This is a genomic window from Pseudomonas sp. XP1 (assembly GCF_053557675.1).
The window spans coordinates 1-2,399 of sequence record NZ_JBNRIJ010000060.1 but is presented as its reverse complement, the minus strand read 5'-3'; the positions used below and the strand labels follow the sequence as shown (position 1 = coordinate 2,399).

Annotated in this window: 2 protein-coding genes; both read left to right on the top strand. The window is 63.7% G+C overall.

All coding sequences use genetic code 11. The annotated features are described in order from the left end of the window. Nucleotides 1-131 precede the first annotated feature (131 nt). Complete coding sequence (serC, locus tag ACK1U9_RS25220) at nt 132-1,217, top strand: 3-phosphoserine/phosphohydroxythreonine transaminase (protein ID WP_162491229.1); 1,086 nt, start codon at nt 132-134, stop codon at nt 1,215-1,217. Beyond that, complete coding sequence (gene pheA, locus ACK1U9_RS25215) at nt 1,217-2,311, top strand: prephenate dehydratase (protein WP_013971453.1); 1,095 nt, start codon at nt 1,217-1,219, stop codon at nt 2,309-2,311. The genes serC and pheA overlap by 1 nt, the downstream gene beginning before the upstream one ends. The last annotated feature ends 88 nt before the right edge of the window (nt 2,312-2,399 follow it).

Genomic DNA, 2,399 nt, shown 5'->3' with positions numbered 1-2,399 from the left:
GGTTTGTGCGGTCCCTGTGGGAGCTGGCTTGCCGGCGATGGCCTGCAAAGCAGGCCCATGGCAGGCGACACAGTCTTGACGGGTCGGCACCGAATTAAGATTTTGTACCATTTGGCAGAGCGAGAGTGGATGTGAGCAAACGAGCCTTTAACTTCTGCGCAGGCCCTGCTGCGCTTCCTGACGCTGTTCTGCAGCGCGCTCAGGCCGAGATGCTGGATTGGCGTGGCAAGGGCTTGTCGGTGATGGAAATGAGCCATCGCAGCGACGACTACGTGGCCATCGCCGAAAAGGCCGAGCAGGACCTGCGTGACCTGCTGTCCGTCCCCTCCAACTACAAGGTGCTGTTCCTGCAGGGTGGCGCCAGCCAGCAGTTCGCCGAAATCCCGCTGAACCTGCTGCCGGAAAACGGCACCGCCGACTACATCGAGACCGGCATCTGGTCGAAAAAGGCCATCGAGGAAGGGCGCCGCTTCGGCAACGTCAACGTCGCCGCCAGCGCCAAGCCCTACGACTACCTGGCCATCCCGGGCCAGAACGAGTGGAAGCTGACCAAGAACGCCGCCTACGTGCACTATGCGTCCAACGAGACCATCGGTGGCCTGCAGTTCGACTGGGTGCCGGAAGCCGGTGACGTGCCGCTGGTGGTCGACATGTCGTCCGACATCCTCTCGCGCCCGATCGACGTGTCGCAGTACGGCCTGATCTACGCCGGCGCGCAGAAGAACATCGGCCCGAGCGGCCTGGTAGTGGTGATCGTGCGCGAAGACCTGCTGGGCCGCGCCCGCAGCAGCTGCCCGACCATGCTCGACTACAAGGTCTCGGCCGACAACGGCTCGATGTACAACACCCCGGCCACCTACTCCTGGTACCTCTCGGGCCTGGTGTTCGAATGGCTGAAAGAGCAGGGCGGCGTCGATGCCATGGAGCAGCGCAACCGCGCCAAGAAAGACCGCCTGTACGGTTTCATCGACAGCAGCGAGTTCTACACCAACCCGATCAGCCACAACGCCCGTTCGTGGATGAACGTGCCGTTCCGCCTGGCTGACGAGCGCCTGGACAAGGCCTTCCTCGCCGGCGCCGACGCCCGTGGCCTGCTCAACCTCAAGGGCCATCGTTCGGTAGGCGGCATGCGCGCCTCCATCTACAACGCCCTGGGCCTTGAAGCAGTCGAAGCCCTGGTGGCCTACATGGCCGAATTCGAGAAGGAGCACGGCTGATGTCCGAGCACGAACTGAAGGCGCTGCGCGTTCGCATCGACAGCCTCGACGAGAAGATCCTCGAGCTGATCAGCGAGCGCGCCCGCTGCGCCCAGGAAGTGGCCAAGGTCAAGACCGCCTCGCTGGCGGAAGGCGAAAAGCCGGTGTTCTACCGCCCCGAGCGTGAAGCTGCCGTGCTCAAGCGCGTGATGGAGCGCAACAAGGGCCCGCTGGACAACGAAGAGATGGCGCGGCTGTTCCGCGAAATCATGTCGTCGTGCCTGGCCCTGGAAGAGCCTCTGAAAATCGCCTACCTCGGCCCTGAAGGCACCTTCACCCAGGCCGCGGCCATGAAACACTTCGGCCACGCGGTGATCAGCCGGCCGATGGCGGCCATCGACGAAGTGTTCCGCGAAGTGGCGGCCGGTGCCGTCAACTTTGGCGTGGTGCCGGTGGAAAACTCCACCGAAGGCGCGGTCAGCCACACCCTGGACAGCTTCCTCGAGCACGACATGGTGATTTGCGGCGAGGTCGAGTTGCGCATCCACCACCACCTGCTGGTGGGCGAGAACACAAAGACCGACAGCATCACCCGCATCTACTCCCACGCCCAGTCGCTGGCCCAGTGCCGCAAGTGGCTGGATGCGCATTACCCGAATGTGGAGCGCGTGGCAGTATCGAGCAATGCCGAGGCGGCCAAGCGGGTCAAGGGCGAGTGGAATTCGGCGGCGATCGCCGGTGACATGGCGGCCAACCTGTACGGGTTGACTCGCCTGGCCGAAAAGATCGAAGACCGCCCGGACAACTCCACGCGCTTCCTGATGATCGGCAACCAGGAAGTACCGCCGACCGGCGACGACAAGACCTCGATCATCGTATCGATGAGCAACAAGCCGGGTGCCTTGCACGAGCTGCTGGTACCGTTCCACCAGAACGGCATCGACCTGACTCGCATCGAGACCCGCCCGTCGCGCAGCGGCAAGTGGACCTACGTGTTCTTCATCGACTTCGTCGGCCACCACCGCGACCCGCTGATCAAGGCGGTGCTCGAGCAGATCAGCCAGGAGGCTGTGGCGCTGAAGGTGCTGGGTTCGTATCCGAAGGCGGTGCTTTGATTCAAGGCCTTTGGGGCTGCTTTGCAGCCCTTCGCGGGCACGCCCGCTCCCACAGGGACAGCGTGATGTCGAACTCTGTGGGAGCGGG

Coding starts and splice junctions, on each gene's coding strand:
- pheA (WP_013971453.1), top strand. CDS start 1,217: ATGTCCGAGCACGAACTGAAGGCGCTGCGCGTTCGCATCGACAGCCTC.